10 protein-coding genes are annotated in these 14,877 nt (G+C 52.1%); 1 reads left to right on the top strand and 9 read right to left on the bottom strand.

Annotated elements, in window-relative coordinates:
• Positions 1–27: 27 nt before the first annotated feature.
• From GA0061077_RS01685 to hisS, 3 genes are all read right to left on the bottom strand, one after another.
• Positions 28–810: an amino acid ABC transporter ATP-binding protein gene (locus GA0061077_RS01685; RefSeq protein ID WP_234696495.1), complete on the bottom strand. Its 783-nt coding sequence runs from the start codon at positions 808–810 to the stop codon at positions 28–30.
• Positions 811–1,140: 330 nt separating this feature from the next.
• Positions 1,141–2,940 (bottom strand): aspartate--tRNA ligase, encoded by a 1,800-nt coding sequence (gene aspS / locus GA0061077_RS01680; protein ID WP_091847193.1) that lies wholly within the window; start codon positions 2,938–2,940, stop codon positions 1,141–1,143.
• Positions 2,941–2,996: 56 nt separating this feature from the next.
• Positions 2,997–4,397, bottom strand: a complete 1,401-nt coding sequence (gene hisS, locus GA0061077_RS01675; RefSeq protein ID WP_091847192.1) for a histidine--tRNA ligase — start codon at positions 4,395–4,397, stop codon at positions 2,997–2,999.
• A 91-nt stretch (positions 4,398–4,488) separates the two neighbouring features.
• Here hisS and GA0061077_RS01670 point away from each other — a divergent pair, with 91 nt between their 5' ends.
• Positions 4,489–5,958 carry a DUF349 domain-containing protein gene (locus tag GA0061077_RS01670; protein WP_091847191.1) on the top strand — a complete coding sequence of 490 codons (1,470 nt, stop codon included), beginning with the start codon at positions 4,489–4,491 and terminating at the stop codon, positions 5,956–5,958.
• Positions 5,959–6,272: 314 nt separating this feature from the next.
• Here the strand turns inward: GA0061077_RS01670 and GA0061077_RS01665 are convergent, their stop codons facing one another.
• From GA0061077_RS01665 to GA0061077_RS01640, 6 genes are all read right to left on the bottom strand, one after another.
• Positions 6,273–8,900: an ATP-dependent Clp protease ATP-binding subunit gene (locus tag GA0061077_RS01665; protein WP_091847190.1), complete on the bottom strand. Its 2,628-nt coding sequence runs from the start codon at positions 8,898–8,900 to the stop codon at positions 6,273–6,275.
• Positions 8,901–9,026: 126 nt separating this feature from the next.
• Positions 9,027–10,370 (bottom strand): DUF3027 domain-containing protein, encoded by a 1,344-nt coding sequence (locus GA0061077_RS01660; protein WP_091847590.1) that lies wholly within the window; start codon positions 10,368–10,370, stop codon positions 9,027–9,029.
• Positions 10,371–10,404: 34 nt separating this feature from the next.
• The gene (locus GA0061077_RS01655) at positions 10,405–10,794 is read right to left on the bottom strand and encodes a cold-shock protein (protein WP_091847189.1); all 390 of its coding nucleotides are present in this window, start codon (positions 10,792–10,794) and stop codon (positions 10,405–10,407) included.
• A gap of 167 nt (positions 10,795–10,961) precedes the next feature.
• Complete coding sequence (locus GA0061077_RS01650) at positions 10,962–12,947, bottom strand: sensor histidine kinase (RefSeq protein WP_375773967.1); 1,986 nt, start codon at positions 12,945–12,947, stop codon at positions 10,962–10,964.
• 8 nt (positions 12,948–12,955) lie between these two features.
• Complete coding sequence (locus tag GA0061077_RS01645) at positions 12,956–13,687, bottom strand: response regulator transcription factor (RefSeq protein WP_091847188.1); 732 nt, start codon at positions 13,685–13,687, stop codon at positions 12,956–12,958.
• 144 nt (positions 13,688–13,831) lie between these two features.
• On the bottom strand, positions 13,832–14,659 hold the full coding sequence (locus GA0061077_RS01640; protein WP_091847187.1) for a TPM domain-containing protein: 828 nt from the start codon (positions 14,657–14,659) through the stop codon (positions 13,832–13,834).
• Positions 14,660–14,877 lie beyond the last annotated feature (218 nt).

Genomic DNA, 14,877 nt, shown 5'->3' with positions numbered 1-14,877 from the left:
ATGAAGACGAGAGCCGTATGCGGCGTGTCAGTGCGTAAGAATCTTAGAAAGGAAATCTCTTGCACGATCGGTCTTCGGATGATCGAAGAACTCATCCGGCGTACCCTTTTCGAGAATTCGGCCATCCGCCATGAAGACTATATTGTCTGCTGCCTTCCGAGCGAAGCCCATCTCATGCGTTACACAAATCATGGTCATACCTTCACTGGCAAGGTTAATCATGACTTCAAGTACCTCATTGACCATTTCAGGATCAAGAGCACTGGTTGGCTCATCGAAAAGCATGATTTTGGGCTTCATCGCCAAAGCTCGCGCGATGGCTACACGCTGCTGCTGCCCTCCGGAAAGCTGAGACGGCATTTTATTAGCCTGCAATTCAACACCAACGCGTGCCAAAAGATCCATACCCAGATCATTGGCTTCCTTCTTGTCCATGTGTCGTACCTTGACCGGCGCAAGCGTGACATTTTCAAGAATTGTCTTGTTGGCGAAAAGATTGAACTGTTGGAAAACCATTCCGACTTCTGCACGCAGGTTGGCCAAATCCTTGCCTTCCTGGGGCAACAGCTGACCGTCGATACGAATAGTTCCGGAATCAATGGTTTCAAGCCTGTTGATGGTGCGGCACATCGTCGATTTTCCAGAACCGGAGGGGCCCACGACAACAAGAACTTCTCCCTTGCCAACCTTCAAGTTGATGTCTTTAAGGACATGAAGCTTGCCAAAATGCTTTTCGACATGCGAAAGTTCGACTAGAGGGTGTTCGTTGCCCGCGACATTATTACTACCATTAGGGCGCGTTCTTATCATAGTTTCTTTGCTTTCTGACATGAAAACCAGTATACCCGCACACTGTTACTTCATAGTTACTGGCAAAATCATCAGGTCAAAAGCTTTTATTTCATAGTTTTGGCCGTATACCTGCAACCACCATCGTATGAAATTCAGATGCTAAAATCAACCACCATTAAGACTAATATCACTAAATTCCCCACCCTCGACAAACAAATATCTCGACTGTTTGAACAAGACTTTAAAACCACTGACTCTTTAAAGCACCAAGCCGTAAATGTTTGGGTGCGTTCGGCTCTTAAGAACCGAACGCACCCAAACATTTGACTTTGCGAAAATCAGGAAGACTTATTCCTCATCCTCTTCCGGGTCATAATCAACACCGGTCTCGGCACGCTGCGCTTCGGAAATCGGAGCAGGAGCACCAGTAAGCGGGTCACGGCCACCGCCGGCCTTCGGGAAGGCAATGACATCGCGGATAGTGCTGGCTCCGGCCAGGATGGCAACCGTACGATCCCAGCCAAGGGCGATGCCCGCATGAGGCGGTGCACCATATTTGAACGCCTCGAGCAAGAAGCCGAACTTCTCCTGTGCTTCCTCTTCATCGATACCAAGTACATCGAGGACACGTTCCTGAATATCGTTGCGGTGGATACGCACGGAGCCGCCGCCCATTTCCTCACCGTTGCACACGATGTCGTAGGAATCGCTCATGGCATGTTCCGGGTCCTTATCGAACTTGTCGATCCATTCGGCACTCGGCATGGTGAACGGGTGATGCATCGAAGTCCACTTGGAGTGTCCCACCGCCACATCATCGTCATCTGGATCGTCGGTGCGCTTGAACAGCGGGAAGTCCACAACCCAAGTAAAGGCGAACTTCTTGGAATCGAGCAGGCCTGCCCTACGCGCAATCTCGACACGTGCAGCACCAAGCAACAGCTGCGACGACTCACGAGGACCCGCAGCGAAGAACACCGCATCTCCGTCCTGCGCATGCACCGCTTCCTTCAAACCGTTGCGCTCCTCTTCGGAAAGGTTCTTGGCAACAGGGCCCTTAAGTGTGCCGTCGCCAGAGAACTGAACGTACGCAAGTCCCTTGGCGCCCCGCTGACGTGCCCATTCTTGCCAACCATCGAACTGACGACGCGGAGTGTCGGCGCCGCCTTCTAAGACCACAGCACCGACGTACGGCGCTTGGAAGACTCGGAATGGCGTGTTCTTAAAGTAATCGGTCAGTTCTATAATCTCGTTGCCAAAACGCAGATCCGGCTTGTCTGAACCATACTTATCCATGGCATCCTGCCAAGTGATGCGATCAATCGGCAACTTGACCTCATGGCCTTGAGTCTTCCAGATGGCCGCAATAACCTTCTCGGCCATGGCCATCACATCTTCCTGATCCGCATAGCTCATCTCAATATCGAGCTGGGTGAACTCAGGCTGGCGATCGGCTCGGAAGTCCTCGTCACGGTAGCAACGTGCAAGCTGGAAGTAACGCTCTACACCGCCCACCATGAGCAGCTGTTTCAACAGCTGCGGGGACTGCGGCAGTGCATACCACGATCCCGGCACCAAGCGCGCAGGCACCACAAAATCACGTGCACCCTCTGGGGTGGACTTGATGAAGGTCGGGGTCTCCACTTCAGTAAAATCCATATCTTCCAACGCGTGGCGTGCCGCACGCGACATGTCGCTACGCAGCTTCAGATTGCTCTGCATGGAAGGACGACGCAAATCAAGGTAACGATATTTGAGACGTACATCCTCGCCCGGAAGCTTGTTCTCGGACTCGTTCTCAAGAGCAGTGGACACCTGGAAAGGCAGCGCATCGGACTTGGCCAACACGTTGAGACTCTCAACAACAACCTCGACCTTACCGGTCGAAAGATGTTCATTCTCGTTACCGTCCGGACGCTCACGTACTTCGCCGATGACCTGCACGACGTATTCGCTGCGTAGCGGCCGCGCAATCTCCTCGTCATAGATAACAACCTGCACCAGACCGGTGTTGTCGCGCAAGTCGATGAAAGCGACGCCGCCGTGGTCGCGCCTGCGGTCAACCCAGCCTGCAAGCGTAACCTTCTGACCGATGAGTTCTTCGGTCACTTCAATGGCGTGTTGTGTTCTATAAGCCATCTGGCTCATGCTTCCTCTATTCCTTAACTACTGAACCGCTCAAAAACCGCGAAATCCATACCCATTTAATTTGGTAAGGAGACGGTCTGCCGAGCATACACACTATCGGGTTGCCATGACTTGACATCAGCGGAAACTTGCTCGCCTGTGATGATGTTCTTCACCTCGTCATGATCGCTGCCTTCTGCGTCGACTGAAGTATCGGCAGGGAACCAAACATATGGTATGCCGAGTTTATCGGCGTACTTGATCTGCTTGCCAAGTTTTGCTGCCTTGGGAGCGACGTCGGCGGCGATACCTCGCTCGCGAAGATGTGCTGCAATATGGTTGCATTCAAGCCGGTCGTCCTCATTCCAGACCGCCACCATAACCACCGCAGGCGAAACCCGCGAAGCCTGCGCACCGGCAGTGTGCAGCATATAGGAGATCAGCCGAGAAAGACCGATGGACAGTCCGACACCAGGGTACTTCTTGTTGCCCTGCGATGCGAGGCTGTCGTAACGACCTCCAGAGCAGATGGAGCCCAGCTGTTCTGCCCCGTCAAGGAACGTCTCATAGACGGAACCTGTGTAATAATCCAGACCGCGAGCAATCTTCAAATCGGCGATGACAGAACCGGGACGCGTGATTGCCGCCTCGTCGACGATCATCGCCAAGGTGTCAAGACCTTCGCGTGCAAGCTGATACGCATCTCTCTCTTGTCCAATATTGTGCTTGGTGCATAGCTCATCAAACTTTTCACGCAGCTGCGTACCGTCTTTCGCGGTCAACTCAGCCAGTTCGAGACAGGCACGCGCCTGTTGCTCATCTGCACCACACTCGCTGACCAGGAGTTTGATTACCTCGTCAGCGCCAACCTTGTCAAGCTTGTCTATTTCGCGTAGTACACCTTCGATGTCAGTGAGCCCAAGCCCACGGTAGAATCCCTCAGAAAGCTTACGATTGTTGGCATGCACGGTGGCCTTGGGCAGCCCGAACTTGCGCAGTTCCTCAAGCGCCTGCACCATGACCAATGGCAGCTCGACCTCGTAATGGTCTTCCAACTCGCCATTGCCGATGACATCGATATCTGCCTGAACGAATTCGCGGAAGCGTCCTTCCTGCGGACGTTCGCCACGCCATACCTTCTGGATTTGCCAGCGTTTAAACGGGAACGCAAGATGACCTGAATGTTCTACAACGTACCGGCTTAGCGGCACCGTCAAATCGAAATGGAGCCCAAGGCGTCGCTCAATCGGCGTGTCGGATTCATAGCCTACATCCTGAAGGCGGGACAACAGATAAATCTCCTTACTTGTCTCGCCTTTTTTCAGAAGACTGGCACCTTCTTCAACCGCTCTCGTCTCAATTCCAATGAAACCGTTGAGTTCGAAGATCTTGCGGACCGTGTCTATAACACGTTGTTCGACCACCCGTTCACTGGGTAGCCATTCCGGAAAACCTGATATTGATGCGCCTTTAGCCATAACTCCCTATAATAGTAGTTGTTGTGGAAATCCGGACGCTTGTCTCGGTTGATGCAACACCTCTTACACGTAGTCTCTCAAGGAGCTGGCCATGGCCGATGAACAAGTCACTGAACCCGCAAACACGAACGCCCCCAACGCACAGGCAGTGCAGCCTGCAACGGACGAACAGGCCAGCGCCTCGTCCACGACTACAGAGGTGGGATCCCAGCAAGCCACAGATGCGAAACCCGCTTCTCATGCACATGCACCTTCACCTTTGGCTTTCGCCAAGAAGCCTGTGAAGAGTCCCGTTGCCACACCAGTGCACACCTATTCCGACTCGGATATAAAAGCCGCGGAAGCGTTTGGACGTGTCGACGAAAACGGAACAGTATACGTCAAGGAAGGCGAAAGAGAACGCGAAGTCGGCCAGTTCCCCAGTGCCACCAATGAAGAAGCATTGACTCTTTATGCCCGTCGTTATCTCGATCTCAAAGCTAAGCTCGACCTGTTTGCGACACGTCTGAAGTCCGCAAACATCAAGTCTCACGAAATTGATGAATCCATCAAGAGCCTTGGCGAAGAGACCGCGCAGCCCGCGATCGTCGGCGACATTTCGGCCCTCAAGAACCAGTATGAGGAGGTGAAGAAAGCAGGCGAGGCAAAGAAGTCTGAACTGGCCGAAGCCCGTAAAGCTGCTCTTGAAAAGGCCATCAAAGAACGTACCGCGATTGTTAAGAAAGCCGAAGAGCTCGCAAATTCACTTTCAGAGAACACGAACTGGCGTTCCACCGCAGACAAGTTCCGTTCTTTGTTCGAAGAGTGGCAGGAGCATCAACGCTCCACAATTCGCATCGACAAGCCTACCGCCGATGAACTGTGGCAGCGTTTTTCCGCAGCTCGAACCACTTTCAACCAGCAGCGCCGTAAGTGGGCACAGGCCCGCGACGCTTCACGCGAGGAAACAAAGCGTATCAAGGAAGCCATCATCAAAGAAGCCGACGAAATCAAAGACTCCACAGAATGGGGCGCAACCTCTCACCAGTTCAACGAACTGATGGATCGTTGGAAGATCGCAGGTCGGGTCGGACGCAAGGAAGACGACGCCCTTTGGGCTCGCTTCCGCGAGGCATGCGACGTGTTCTTCAACGCACGTCAGGCTGACCGTGATCAGATGAGCTCGAACGAGAAGGCCAATCTCGCAAAAAAGGAAGAGCTGCTGACCAAGGCCGAAGCGTTGGTCCCGGTGTCCGATGAAAAGGCAGCCAAGCAGGCTCGCCAGGCCCTCGCTGCTATCCAGGACGAATGGGACAAGATCGGCTACGTGCCCCGCGAAGACATGCGTCGTATCGAAAGCCGCTTGGATGCCGTCGACAGCCAGATCAAGTCCGTTGAAGACGCCGCTTGGAAGAAGAGTGACCCAGAAGCCAACGCCCGTGTTTCTAGCTTCGAAACGCAGCTCAAAGCCCAGCTTGACGAGCTCGATGCGCAGATTGCAACCGAGTCCGATCCAGCAAAGAAGTCCAAGCTCGAAGCCGAAAAGGCCACCAAGGAGCAATGGCTTAACGCCGTGAAGTAACACTTCAGGCAAATCAAGCCTACTCTGGTCTTTGAGCGCAGCCAAAAGGCCCTGCACCAACAATCAGTGCAGGGCCTTTTGGCTGCACTGAGAAGCAGGACAACTATGGTTATTACCAACGGCATCGCAAGGAGCAACATCAGGGGTTGCACATACCTTCATAGCGAAACAACGCCTGTATACTATGAGAATTATTTGGTCTTATCAGAAGCAGCAATCATTGGTGCCGCATGGGCAGAACAGAAGGTCCAACTCCCGTTGAGGAGCTGGACCTTGGCAGTAACAGATGCAGGCTTGGCCTGCTGAGTTACTTATCACTCATTGTCTGTAATAGGCTCATCAGCTGCTGTTGTGGAATCGTCCGAATCCGACTGCGTTGCATCAACCGAATCGTCGGTTGGATTTGTATCGGCAGGCTGAGAACCATTATCATGGTCACCTACTTCAGATGACTCATCGTTCTGCTCGAACGGTTCACCTTTGAAGGTGAATTCACCTAGAATGCCTTCTCCTTGAGCGTCGACTTCCACCTTTTCACCGTTCTTGAGATCCCCCATCAAAATCTTCTCTGATACGGCGTCCTCAATATCACGCGTAATGACACGACGCAGCGGGCGAGCACCAAGCAACGGGTCAAAGCCCTTCTGCGAGAGTAGATTCTTAGCCGCATCAGTCAGCTCAAGCGACATATGCCGTTCGAAGAGACGATTGTTGAGTTGCATGAGATCCAGATCGACAATCTCGCGAACCTGCGGCTGCGTGAGCTGACGGAAGACGATGATGTCATCCAAGCGGTTGAGGAACTCGGGACGGAACTGCTGCTTGAGTTCGCTGGTCACCTGACCCTTCATCCGCTCGTAGCTTGATTCCTGATCGCTGCCAGAGCTGAAACCAGTGTTGGCGGCCTTGGCGATGTCCTTAGTACCCAGGTTGGTTGTCAAGATAATGATGGTGTTCTTGAAGTCCACCTTGCGTCCCTGACCATCGGTCAAATGACCATCATCGAGTACCTGCAACAGCGTGTTGAAGATGTCCGGATGCGCCTTTTCAATCTCGTCGAAGAGCACAACGGAGAAGGGCTTGCGACGGACCTTCTCCGTCAGCTCGCCACCCTCTTCATATCCGACGTATCCCGGAGGAGCTCCAAAAAGACGCGACGCGGCATACTTCTCTGAGAACTCGGACATATCGACACGAATCAATGCATCGTCATCATCAAAGAGGAACTGGGCCAACGCTTTTGCAAGCTCGGTCTTGCCAACACCAGTGGGACCCGCGAAAATGAACGATCCTGCGGGGCGCTTGGGATCCTTCAAGCCGACACGTGTACGGCGAATGGAACGCGCAAGCGCGGAAACCGCTTCATCCTGACCGATGATACGCCGGTGGAGCTCGGATTCCATGTTGAGCAATTTCTTGGATTCGGCCTGCGTGAGCTTGAAGACAGGAATGCCGGTGGTCGAAGAGACGACTTCAGCGATAACATCCTCATCTACAACCATCTTGACGTCGCTGCCACCTTCGCGCCAGGTCTTTTCCTTATCCTTGCGCTCAGACTGCAATTTGTCTTCGCTGTCGCGCAGCTCCGCTGCCCGCTCGAAGTCCTGATCCTTGATGGCCTTGTCCTTATCGGAGGAAATCCTGGCAATTCTGGCATCGATTTCCTTCAACTCCGGTGGCGCGGTCAAACGCTTGATACGTAGCCGTGCACCCGCCTCGTCAATCAGGTCAATGGCCTTATCCGGCAGGTTTCTGTCCTGAATATACCGCGAGGAAAGATCCGCAGCTGCCTGAAGTGCACCGTCGGTTATCGTCACCTTGTGGTGGTTCTCATAGCGAGAACGCAGTCCCTTGAGAATTTCTATGGTATCTGCAATGGACGGCTCATCCACCTGAATCGGCTGGAACCTGCGTTCAAGCGCCGCATCCTTCTCGATGTACTTGCGGTACTCGTCAGTGGTTGTGGCTCCGATGGTCTGGAGCTCACCTCGCGCCAGCATGGGCTTAAGGATATCCGAGGCACCCAACGCACCATCAGCCGAACCGGCACCAACGATGGTATGAATTTCATCGATGAAAAGTACGATGTCACCGCGGGTCTTGATCTCCTTAAGAACTTTTTTTAGACGCTCTTCGAAGTCTCCACGGTAACGAGATCCGGCAACCATGGAAGCCAGGTCGAGTGAATAAACCTGCTTGCTTTTCAACGTCTCAGGGACATCCGCAGCATAAATCTTCTGTGCCAAACCTTCGACCACGGCAGTCTTGCCGACACCGGGTTCGCCGATAAGCACAGGATTGTTCTTCGTTCGGCGTGAAAGCACAACCATAACGCGCTCGATTTCCTTGGCACGGCCGATAACCGGATCAAGTTTGCCTTCCGCCGCTTCCGCAGTGAGATTGCGCCCGAACTGGTCGAGAATGGCTGAACCTGTTTGGTTTCCCTTGTTTTCCACTCCGCCGGCGTTTGCAAGGTCACCTTTCTCTGCATTCTCAGTGCCGCCGACGTTGCCGCGAATCAAGTCAATCGTCGAGCTGCGAAGTTCACCCAAGTCAACATCCATTTTGATGAGTACCTGAGTGCCGACACCCTCTCCCTCACGGATCAGTCCAAGCAGAATATGCTCGGTTCCGATATAGCTGTGGCCCAACTGCAATGCCTCACGCAAGCTTAGTTCCAAAACTTGCTTGGCGTGTGGTGTAAACGGAATATGACCATTCGGCGCAGCATTGCCCTTGCCGATCATTTCCTCCACCTGCTTGCGAGTGTCTTCCAAAGTGACACCCCTTGCGGCAAGCGCCTTGGCTGCGATTCCTTCACCTTCACGAATCAGGCCGAGCAGTAGATGTTCAGTGCCGATGTAGTTGTGCTGGAGGGCCTTGGCTTCTTCCTGCGCAAGAACAATCACACGCCTAGCGCGGTCAGTAAACCGTTCGAACATACTTGTCCTTCCACTGTTGATAATCCCATTTACTCTACCGATTCATAGTGACGTTTATTTCACGGTATACCCCGATTGCGCTGAGAACGCAACAAACACTTTGTTATCAGTGGTCAATACACTCATTCATACAGATTTCGGCTCGGTCTCTTCGTCCGATGCGTGTTTTTTCGATGACGAATCACTCTCATTTGAATCGTCTGTTTCGTTCTCGCCGCGATCGTCAGAAGATTCGGCTTCCACCAAATCAACGGTTTCTTCAATCTGAACATCAGCGGCCACTTCACTGCCAACCGTTCCTAACTTCATATCACTTTCGGCATCATCTGCCGACTCATCAGAAACAACCTGGGCGATAATGTCGCTTTCGGTTGCCTTCTGTTCATCTTCCACGCTCTCGCAAGTCACATCGACATCAAGGGCTTCGATGAGTTCTACCTGATCACGCTCTTCACGAGGAGCCTGAGAGATGATGTCAATATGCAAGTCGTCAAACGCCGGCTTGGATTGTATCCAGAGCTGAGAGGGTTCCGGTTGTTCGATCTCAGAATGCTCACCACACCCGTGATCGAGAGAAACCACGCGTCCATCGTCAGGACTCCATCGATTGGCACACACGCCGAACATGGTGTTCAAGTCACCTCGCAAACCGATAAAGAAGGCACAAGTCGAGCAAAGATTGCCTTCGGCTGTCTTGGTGGAAAGGGACTTGGGACCATGCTGCCCTTCGTACCAGCGCTTTGCAGTCTGCGAACGTCCGAGCTCACTCATCACATGTCTGCGTGAAAGCCCATATTGCTCAACCACATCTTCCAACTCACGTTTGCACTCCTCCCGTGCGACCTCGGCCTGAGAAATCTGATCAGACACATCGGAATCCCCATCATTTGCCGTTTGGGCATGTTCGGTGTCGTTGTTCCCATCGAGGCCGGAATCCCGCGATACTTGCTGGTCGGCGAAAACGCTGTTGCCAGAGCGATTGTCGTCATTCTCACTTTTGATATCAGCTGGCGACAACTCATTGTTCTGATTGATTCCACCGATTTGCATCAAATCGACTTCGGCACCTTGCGCCTCATCCACACCTACTTCCATACGAGGATCGTCGGGGTCGGTACCCAACGAATCAGTTACGGAAAGGTCCGAAGCCTTAAGCCTGTCCTTCCAAGGAACCCAAGCCGGTGCCAACAACGAGTCATCAGTTGGGACAAGTGAGGACTCGTTGACACTCCAAGAGTTCATCTCGATATCGTGATACAGAGTAACCGACCATTGCCAGCCCTCATATCCTTTTTTAAGACACCGGAAACGGAAATCAGTGACATTATCACCCAAATCAATGCTTTGCAGGTATTCGCCCACTTCTTCGGTCTCGTCAGCCGCGAAAAGTACCACCGATTGGGCCAAAACTCGCGGATCCACGTCATTTTCCACGTCCTGTTCGTCCACCTGCGTAGTTGCTTGCGTCATACTGCCTTCCACCATCCCGCTTTTCGTTTTCCGTTCAGCATTCGACATCGAAATTATCGGCCACAGCTCTCAGCAAAGTAGCCAGTTTACGACTTTCTTCAGGATTAGGATACCGATGTCGCCTCAACGAATTGCCTGCCTTGTCGAGAAGCTTGATCAAATCTTCAACGATGGCAGCCATATCATCGGCCTCTGGCCTGGTCGCTCGCACAACCGAAGGGGCCGGACCGAGAAGATGCAGATCCATGGCTTGAGGACCTTTACGTCCGTCCACCAATGAAAATTCAACCTTGGCCCCTTTACGAAGAGTTGAAACATCTGATGGAAGAGCGGCCGCCGGCAAAAAAACATCATTCCCATCTTCGTCGGTAATAAAACCGTAGCCCCTCTTCTGATCGAACCAACGCACTTTTCCGCTGGGCATGATACACCTCATCCATTCCGTGTTCTCAACTGCGGCATTCACCGCTTCTCATTGCTATCTACACTCTTACAACATTCTAGCCTAACGGCTATGCAAACCGCGAAACGGCACCGTATCACCAAGCGCTCCGTCCTAACACACCCGTTGATTCTTGTATCAACGAAGTTTTATCTTGCTTTATCACGACGCGGCCATATGCCCTGTCTGCCTTGCCGTGTTGCTTTTTTCGAAACCGAATGCTCGAAAGTCTTCATTGCGGGCTGTTCACCGGTTTCATCCCTTTCATCCAGTGCAATTGGGAGAACAACGGTCAATGTGAGCCCTCCACCATTCCTGGTTGTTGCTGCATCGATGAAGCCGCGATGTGCCTGAACAACAGACTGTGCAATCGACATTCCCAGCCCAGTGCCGCCCTTCTGTCGAGCTCGCGACGAATCAGCGGTATAGAATCGCTCAAAAATCTGCGATTGACGCTCAACGGGAACACCGGGACCATGATCGACAAAGCTGAACACCGCATAATTGGTGCCTACATGCATGGACTGTCCCACTTCAACGAACTCGAGAAAATAACGCAACGACTGTTTATCGACTGGCAGATGCTGCAACGATTCCGGGGTTATTGAGGCCGGCATGACTGAAAGCCCGACCTCCACCGGTGAACCAACAGGCGTGTACCGATGGATGTTGCCGACGATGTTGGTGATCACTTGACGAAGTCTCGAAGCGTCACCGGTTAAGGTAACTTCAGGGAACTGCCCTTCTATAAATGCAAGGTAACCCGAATTACGCCCATCCTTGACATTGAGCTTGAGCCGACCCTGTTGTATACCACGCTCCGCATCAAGGGCATGAAGATCGTCAACGGCATCTGTGAGCAGCTGAGTGAGGTCAACTCGCTGGTTAATGTCAATCCCTCGCCCCTCGTCAAGTCGCGCCAATGACAACAAATCCTCCACCAACTCAGTCATTCGTTGACTTGACGCCTCGATGTGTCCAATGGACTCGTCAGCACGTTCAAGGTCACCTGGCAGACCACGTTGCATGCGATACAGCTCGGAATAGCCGTGAATAGTTGCCAACGGTGTTCGCAACTCGTGGCTGGCATCGGAGACAAACCGCTTCATTTTTTCAGTGGTTTTTTGTTGTTCACAGAAACTGAACTCGATACGTGCAAGCATGGCATTCAAAGATGCCGCCAAAGATCCCACCTCGGTGTTCTCGGGAGCTGCATGCACACGCTGACTCAAATCGCCTGCAGCAATCTTCGCGGCGGTTTTTTCGATACGTTTCAACGGCAACAAGGTACGCTGAATAATCAGGGTGGCCACGATGGCGCCGACCATCACAATGACGATACTGACAAGAATCGAATATCTGGTCAACGTGTTGATGATGTCGATTTGATCAGCCATCGACACGCCTATATATACGGTCATTCTGACCACACTGTTGCCGTCAGGACCACGTTCGCGACCCTCCAAGGCAAGCACCCTCCAAGGGGCCTGAGCCAGCTGAATGGTGCGTTTGTCAGACTTCACCGCGGCGTTCAGCGTCCGAACTCGCGCCGGAGCAGTAAACGGTTTGTCATATTTGACATTACCCATCGAACCATTGGGTGGAAGGACCGGTTCGGAAAGGAGGTTGTCTCTGAGCACAGGGACAAGAGGCGTGCTTACTATATTGTTCTCGGTATCTCGCAACTGCATGAAGTATTCATTGGGTCCGATGTTCTCGTTCTTGCCGTCCCTGTTGCTGAGCAAATCAACGTTGCTATAGACCAGTTGGGCCTGGTCTCGCAGCTGAGCGTCAGTCTTTTCGACAAGATAGTTACTGACCAGCTGCCGGATGGTCAGCGAAATACCAAATGTTCCGACCGTTAGCAGCACCAGCATGCACGCCACCAATTTCGTGGATAAAGGCACCGAATCAAGATGATCAAGCCAAAATCTGTGCAATTTGGCGAATATCCTGAACCGGCTGGGCTTGCTTACGCGACCAGCCTGTTTTTCTCTGTCACCATGCCCTTCGCCTTCCTCAGACATGGCGTCTCTAACATTCTCGTCTTCATCGACTGAAAGTCGGGAGTAATCAGTCACGGAAACATCAGGATTACCGCCCGACAGCGACGATGCCTGTGTTTTTGCCATCATCGTCCTGTTTAATCCTTTGGCTCACGAATCATGTAGCCAATACCACGCTTGGTTTCAATAAGCGGAGGCACCTTATGTCTGCTGCCATCAGGATTGGTAATGGTCACACCGTCGACCTTCTTGCGTAAATAAGAAATGTAGGACTCAACGATGGCAGCGTCTCCACCCCAGTCATATTGCCAGACATGATCGAGGATCTGTGCCTTGGAAAGTACCCTGCCTTGATTATCCATGAGATAGCGCAGCAGTTTGTATTCCGTTGGGCTCAGATCTATTGGCTGTCCGGCACGCGAAACATCATGGGAATCTTCATTTATTTCAAGATCGCCCACACGCATAACCGGATCATCCTCCGTCTGATCATGCGTGCGTCGCAAAATAGCACGAATTCGGGCCACAACCTCTTCAAGACTGAACGGCTTGGTCACGTAATCGTCACCGCCTACTGTAAGGCCCATGATCTTGTCTTGGGTGTCATCGCGCGCTGTCAGGAAAAGCACCGGCGTATCGATACCACTTTGTCGAACACGGCGAGTGACGGTAAACCCGTCAATATCTGGCAACATCACATCAAGAACGATAAGATCGGGCTGCACCTTTTCTATCACATCGATGGCTTCTGTACCCGAAGCGGCCGTAGCCACATCGAAACCTGAGAAATGAAGGGACGCGACCAACAGATCACGAATTGACGGCTCATCGTCGACTACAACGATTGATGCTTCTATCGGTTTGCTCATATCCTCAACAATTACTCACAAGACTGTACGTTTCCTGAATGTATCCTGCACAATACGATTTATTCTTCACTCAGCTAAATAAAATGCAATAATCGAGTGCTATCGAAGGCATTCGTCGACAAAGCCGAATGCTTACGCATTGTGTCAATGTTTTCTGCGGTGTTTGGGGCGCTTTGCCTTCCCTTTTACACCATCCGCTTCATTGGTTGCCGTAGCAATAGCGTTATTTGTTTCCGAACCTTTTTTACCACCAGCGGAACGAACCGCCTTCCTTCGGCGCATCACGAGTACTACGATCACAGCCAGTACGATGATTCCAAAGACTATGCTCGACGCGAGTATGATCTTAGGTGTTTTTGACACTTCTTGTTCATGCAACGTCTTAATTTTGTCCATCATTGCGCAAGCGGAACCAGGCCAATCGGGGTTGTCGCCCTTTTGTATCGGATCCAAGGCAGCCTGAGAAAGCTGTGCGACGTGATCCTTATCTTTCAACCAACCATCGGAATTGTGCGAAACCGCAACTACAAGTCTGCCATCGTTGGATGCTACTGCAAGCAAAACGGTATTGGCCGGAGGATTCGTAGATTGCAGCGTATCACCCGCCCACTTGTCCGGATCGTTGGTGCCTGTAAAGTTAGTTAGGTACAACAGCCGCACCGTTACACCGGTCTGTTCTTTGACCGAAGAAATAGCATCTGTGACACGCGGTATCTGCGCACCAAGAAGATTCTGCGGATCGGTGATATCAGATCGCATATCAACCGCCAAGGAAGAAGACACGTCGGGAGTCTCAGCACCAACGGCAACGGCGACGAAGCCGGAAAACACTGTCGCCACGGTAAGCATCCAAAACATGAAGCCGATTATGAAATGTCGCCACAAAAGCTTGCGTTTTTGCCTGCTGCACACCAATTCATCGTCGGTAACAACGGCCGAGGTCGTTGAAAACTGCAATATTCCTGCTGACATAACCACCACTTTAGCGTTCTGCCGAGCCAAGTGCTTTCTTATCGCGAACATTGACTTGAAGTCTATGCAACGCTCTGGTTATCAATCGGTCAAATACATTCAAATGCATTCAAGCAAAAGTTTTGAAAACAGAACACGAACTGCTTTATCCATACGACGGCATCGTAAATAAAACCAAAAGAAGCGTCTGCAAGAATATCAAGGAGGCCGGCATCCGC

Source organism: Bifidobacterium commune (assembly GCF_900094885.1).
Lineage (GTDB): Bacteria > Actinomycetota > Actinomycetes > Actinomycetales > Bifidobacteriaceae > Bifidobacterium > Bifidobacterium commune.
Note: the sequence above shows the minus strand (reverse complement) of the source record. Positions and strands in the feature narration are given on the sequence as shown.